This is a genomic window from Prevotella bivia DSM 20514 (assembly GCF_000262545.1).
Classification (GTDB): Bacteria; Bacteroidota; Bacteroidia; order Bacteroidales; family Bacteroidaceae; genus Prevotella; species Prevotella bivia.
In genome coordinates this window covers 393,925-399,608 of sequence record NZ_JH660659.1, presented here as the reverse complement: position 1 = coordinate 399,608, position 5,684 = coordinate 393,925, and the positions used below count along the sequence as shown (strand labels likewise).

3 protein-coding genes are annotated in these 5,684 nt (G+C 43.2%); 1 reads left to right on the top strand and 2 read right to left on the bottom strand.

The window, feature by feature from the left end:
• The first annotated feature begins 83 nt into the window (after positions 1–83).
• Positions 84–512, top strand: a complete 429-nt coding sequence (locus tag PREBIDRAFT_RS02370) for a leucine-rich repeat protein (protein WP_004338647.1) — start codon at positions 84–86, stop codon at positions 510–512.
• Here the strand turns inward: PREBIDRAFT_RS02370 and PREBIDRAFT_RS02365 are convergent.
• A complete protein-coding gene (locus PREBIDRAFT_RS02365) occupies positions 503–2,419 on the bottom strand; it encodes a hypothetical protein (protein WP_004339091.1) in 1,917 nt (638 codons plus the stop codon). The two genes, PREBIDRAFT_RS02370 and PREBIDRAFT_RS02365, sit on opposite strands and share 10 nt — an antisense overlap.
• A 2-nt stretch (positions 2,420–2,421) precedes the next feature.
• Positions 2,422–5,684 (bottom strand): hypothetical protein (locus tag PREBIDRAFT_RS02360; RefSeq protein WP_004339090.1); only part of this gene is annotated, 3,263 nt, incomplete at its 5' end.

Sequence of the window (5,684 nt, the reverse complement as noted above, 5' to 3'; positions counted from 1 at the left end):
TCTTGATATTCGAGTTTCCACTAAACTTAGTCCCGATGGGATTAAAATGATGTTTAAATACTTGTTTTAATCCCATCGGGACTATGTTTGCTGATAATCAAAATATAAAAACATTCCGTGAATTTAGATATTTCTCACATATTCGTGTGTTAGGCAGGGTTATCACACACTACGTTTTCGTTTCAAATTGTACTAATCTCGAGGAGATTATATTGCCTGATAGTATAGAGAAATTAGATTATCAATCTTTCTTTAATACAGGATTACGTGAGATAATAATTCCTCCAAATGTTAAACGTATTGTTGGAGAATCAATCGTGAGAAATAAAAAACTTACAACAATTATATTTAGACCAATAGTGCCTCCTGAAATGAGGAATGATTCTATTATCATTAACGAAAAGCTAAAAAAGGTCTACGTACCAGATAATTCTTTACAAGCATACAAAGATAAATATGCAAATCTAGATATATCAAAACTTCTTTGTCCTATGAGTGAGTATCATCCTTGATACTCACTGAAGGGATGCAATCGAGACAGATAAGGAAAATCTTTCCACGCTTCCTTGTATCTTGATAATGAAGTATCTGGTACATATATCTTTAAATCTGAAGGTATATGAAAGGAGGTATTTACATTGAAAAAGTTTTTATTTGTAAATGGTCTCTCGCTACAAATTACCACTATTTTAATGTTTTCACTTTCAAGAAAAGTTCGATACCAATGAAATCTAACTGTGGATGGAATCCATACTTCTCTTAAATTAGGCATATCACGGAAGGTATCACTGTCTAATTGGTTTATCTTAAAATAACGTAGAGCTTTTAAGCTTACGATTTTATCATTATTATAGAATTTAGTCCCGATGGAACTAACAGCAGCAGCTTCCTCCATACTTAGCTCACCATCACCGTCTTTATCCCAGTTTTCTATGCAAATACGCTTCACTTCTGGGTCTTCAAACCTTATCCACCACTTAGCAATGTTCAACTTGAGCTTAGGGTAGTGCGTCATCAGCGCATCGTAAGTATCACGATACGCACCAGTGGTGAGGTTAATCGTGCCGTCAAGCACAGGATAAGGATCGTTGCCGTACTGCCCCTCTGCATCGATACCTTGGTATGTACCGTCTACAAGCTGGGAAAGCTTATCGAAGGTTCTTCCGTCCGTGAATGTTTCATTGAAGCCCACACAGCGCACGTAATGCAGAGCGTGAGGAACTTGTCCTACTTGTGCATCCATGATGTCGATAAGTTTCTTGACAGGTTGGAGATTATCACATCCACTCACGAAGTAACTCATTACGTTAGGAGCGCAGGCTTCCGTATTGCACTTCTCATTGGTGAGGTGATTGAGATTCTTCAACTCGACGTATGATGTGGTAGCTGGATAGTCTACTTCTTCCAGCGCACCACCATCAGCAAAGTGCGCTTCGGTTAGCGATGACCCACCAGCGAGGAACTTGCGCAGACGGAAGTTACTACGCATATCGAGCGAGCCTCCAAGAGTAGAGATGTTCTGCACATCAATCTCCTCTAATGAGGTAGTGTTACCAAGCGTAAGCGAAGATATGAGTATCTTTACGTTCTGCTCGTTCTCATTACCCAGCTTCAATCGCTTGAGTCGCTTACCAATGATTGACAGCGCACCGTTAATTACATACGAACTCCAATCGCCTATATCGAGCAAGTAGTCGGCTGACTTGACAGATAACTGCTGGTCCGAAGTACCGTTAATGTCTACGACTATCTCGCACGGCTTACCTGTATCTGTGCGAGCACCACGCATAATCGTAGTGCCGTATGCGATTGTAGGATATAACTTCATTGCAGGCGTCAGGCGCAAAATGATTGAGTTTGTTGTAGCATCAGCCTGCGCAGATGTACGCACAGTAATTGCACCTTCAGCTGTCTTGGCATCATAGTCACCGAAGCTATACTTACTCATTAAGTATTGAATACGTTTCTTCACCCAAGCAACCTCAGGTGATTTTCCATCACCAAGCGACTGACCCAGTGGGTCGGTATCGTTCGTATATGTACCTTGCAGCATTGCGAGCTTCATCTTCTCGTACAGCTTGCCATCCTCATTGTATAGCATAGAGGAATAGTTGTCAATCACTGAGAAATAATACTTATTGAAGAACGCAAAGAGCTTCTGCTGGTGTGAACCCTTCTGTAATCCGCCCAACTCCTCCATCTTCGCAAGCATACGACGCATCATCTGCGCACGCTCCTCTGGGTACGCTTGTTCCATTAAGTTCCATAGTACGGACTTCTCGCCATTCCAAACAGGTGTACCGTCATCGTATGTATCGTGATATTCTACGTGGTAAGGTTTCTTCATTAAACCTTGGTTGATGACTGTGAGGATAGTATCAAGGTCATCTTGTCTGAACTTCCATTTACTATTTGTCATATTTATTCAGCATTGAAGTTATAAGGGTATGTGTTCTTTGCGCAGTTATCGGTCGCTGCCACCGCTTCAACATATAGTTGATGATATAAGGTATCGCTGATGTCCCAGTACTGTGACTGCTCTGCACGGAACTTCTGAATGCGTGCTGACTTGAATAACTCATTGAGTTGGGTAGCATCACTAACCGTGCTGAATATCGCCTCGGTTAGTCCGTACTTGTCACAGACTAACTGCTGACGAAGATTAACTACCGACACACCGCTATCGAGTGTTGAAGGACAGAACTTCTTATACAAGCTATCGTAATAGTATAGGTTGTATTGATTAGGGTCGCCCTGCTTTGCTATCCAATACTCGATATGTGTTGAATGAGGATCAGCGTTCAGTTCTTCAAGTGTGCCATTGAAAGGCTCGATAAACGTATTGCACTGATATACGATGTTGTAAGCAGTGATATACGACTCGATGAGCTGTTCTGCACGTTGACGAGTCTCATTGTCTGCTGTTGACTTATCATCCGCAGGGAGGTTAGCATAATCCAAGTCCCAGCAGTTTTCCCACGATAACTCGCTGACTTGATACTGATAGGCTTCCTCTTCAGTATTATAGCGGATTCGCCTTTTATCCCAAGGCACTTGAAACAAAGTAAGACGTGGTGAGTTGTCAGAGCCTTCAATAGATAGGAGGTCTGGGAAAAGGTCCTTATCGTAGCCGAAGGTTGCAGCGTCGCCCTTGTCAGGTCCAACCGTAAACAAACCAACGAACTTGTATGTTACAGTGCCGTCCTCTGCGGTCTGCTTTTCGAAGCCAACGAAGGTCTCTTGGTATATTGATACACGTGCTTCGCTATTTTGCTCAACACCTTCATTTGTTAATCCAACCGCTTTCCATAGGTCTGTAAATGAGTTCACAGAACCCATCTTATGATATTGCATAGAAGAAGCAATGTTCTTCTTTGCCGTCAGCTTTGATATTTTCGGCAGGTTCTTGAACAGTTCAAATTTCTTCTGTGCAGTTTGTCCGTCCTCATACACGATGGTCGTGTCCTTAGCTACTTTCGCTTTCCAATTCCATAGGTAGTAAAGCATAGATGACGTACCCTGACCTTGCAACTGGAGGTTGGTAATCGTCAAGCGGTTAAGATTCGTATTTCCATCTTTAGGATATATCTCCAGGGTACCCTTAGGACGATATGATTTACCATACTCATACGCAGGCAAAGGTTTGTCGAAAGTAAATACATTTACCTTACCACGCACCTTGTCAAAGTCAACTGTGGTACCGAGCGTATCGTAAATGTCGTTATCAAGTTTCTCCGCACTCTTCTCTCCAACAGTAGCAAGTGCATTGATATAGTCTTGGTGTACATTAGATGCATCCATCGCACTGTCATAGACACGCACGGAGTAGATATCTACGTCAGCCTTATCCGAGCCAATGACAATACCACCTCCTGAACCTATTTGCATAGAGTCGGTCAAGAGGTAAGCGAACTTACGAGCTTCCACACCGTCAATATAGATATAGACGAGGTTAAGGTAATACGTATTGCCATTGAGTACATAGGTGTACTTCTTAGGAGAAATTACCAATGCCAGGCGAACACGTACACCATCGTCTGTGCTCATCGCCTGTACGTCACTGTTACGCTCACTACGAGTTGCGAACATAATAGAGGACGGCTTCACCTTCAATCCGATATAACCCTTCTGATACGGCATAGCGATAGAGATACATTCTGCATTGTAATCAGAAGTATTATTCACTTGATAGTCTATTTCAATTGTCTTGCCTGATTGCGCTGCCTCCTTTGCGAACGGCTTGTAATCAATAGTAAGCATTGAACCAGCGAGCAAACGCAATGTGCGTACACCTTCTTCATCTGTCACCCACCCGTCACGTGAAAAGGCAACGTTCTGCCACTTCGCACTAACACGCTCTGAATTGATAAGGTTGCGGATGATATTTCTATCAGTATCAGTGTTGTTTCTATTCTTGGCATTGAAATAGAACACCGCTCCAGCAGTAGCAGAGTAACCTTGTGAGTTGTCCACTTGGAAAGGAATAACATCACGCAGACGCACCTCATCTGTAGGGCGAGTACGGAATCCGATTAATGCTGTGAAATCAGAGTTATCAATCGTCTCTATCTCAAGCGAAAGCGTGTATTGCATCTTGGTTTGTGTCAGTGTATTTTCTGACACATTCTCCTGCAATACCTCGTTATCTTTCTTCATAAGGATAGACAGTGGTGTCGTTACCGCCTTGCCGTCATATACAGCGTACTCCAGCACCTTATTCTCGTACCAGTTCAGCAGTTTCTCCGCCTTATTGTTCACGACAACCATTTTCACAACATCGTTATTAGCCACCGCCATGAAGTCGTAACCTACTGGTGTAGTCTGTACGGTGTTATCTTCATTCGACAACCATGCAGACAAATGAAAGATGCCAGTCTTGTTCGTAAATGGTATTGTATAGGCAACAGGCGAAGATGTATAGGTGGCAGCTCCGAACTGACGTTCATACGTCTGCTCATAGCCATCTCCTGTAATCTTGACGTACAGCGTCTTACTAATATTACCACTGATATAACACGGAAGTACGATGTCGCCTTGATAGGCTTTCCACCAATTAAACTCGGAGATAGAAAGGAAGAGCGCAGACAGTGTGATACTGTACACTAACGCAGGAGAGGTCTGCCCCGTCACCTCACCTGTAATCTTCACCATGATATTGTTTTGTCCTGATTCGAGGAACTTGAAGACATCTACAGTGGTGAGTGTGTTTGACTGACAGCGACCACGTGCCTTACTCACAAATGTACCGTCACCAGCCTTTGCAAATATTTCGTAAGTTCCCCACTCACCACTATCAATATACTCGGTTTGTCCCACGTCCTTAGTGCGAGATACGAACATAAACTTAATAACACACTCTTCTGCTGATTTAGAAGCCGATAGTGTTGTCGATGGCGACTGATTGACAGCACGGAGATAATAGAGAATGGTCTGCTGACCGCTACCGCCTTGCCCGATATTCAGTTCAGACAACCGCATTGGCACCCATTCATCGCCACTCCACACTAAGACACAAGTCTCTGAAGTGAGGTCGTCAACTTCAACGTTCACGTTTGAAAGTTGTCCGAGCGAAGGACGGTTCTTCGCAACCACCTTCTTCACACGCTCTTCTTCGGTGTTCTGTACATCAATCAGTTCGTTAACCTTTTCAGGCAACTTGTTAAATTCATCTGCGGTCAGTCGTC

What these genes read in the sequence shown, in the direction of transcription:
- PREBIDRAFT_RS02370 (WP_004338647.1), top strand. Translation starts at nt 84, where the DNA reads ATGTTTGCTGATAATCAAAATATAAAAACATTCCGTGAATTTAGATAT.
- PREBIDRAFT_RS02365 (WP_004339091.1), bottom strand. Translation starts at nt 2,419, where the DNA reads ATGACAAATAGTAAATGGAAGTTCAGACAAGATGACCTTGATACTATC.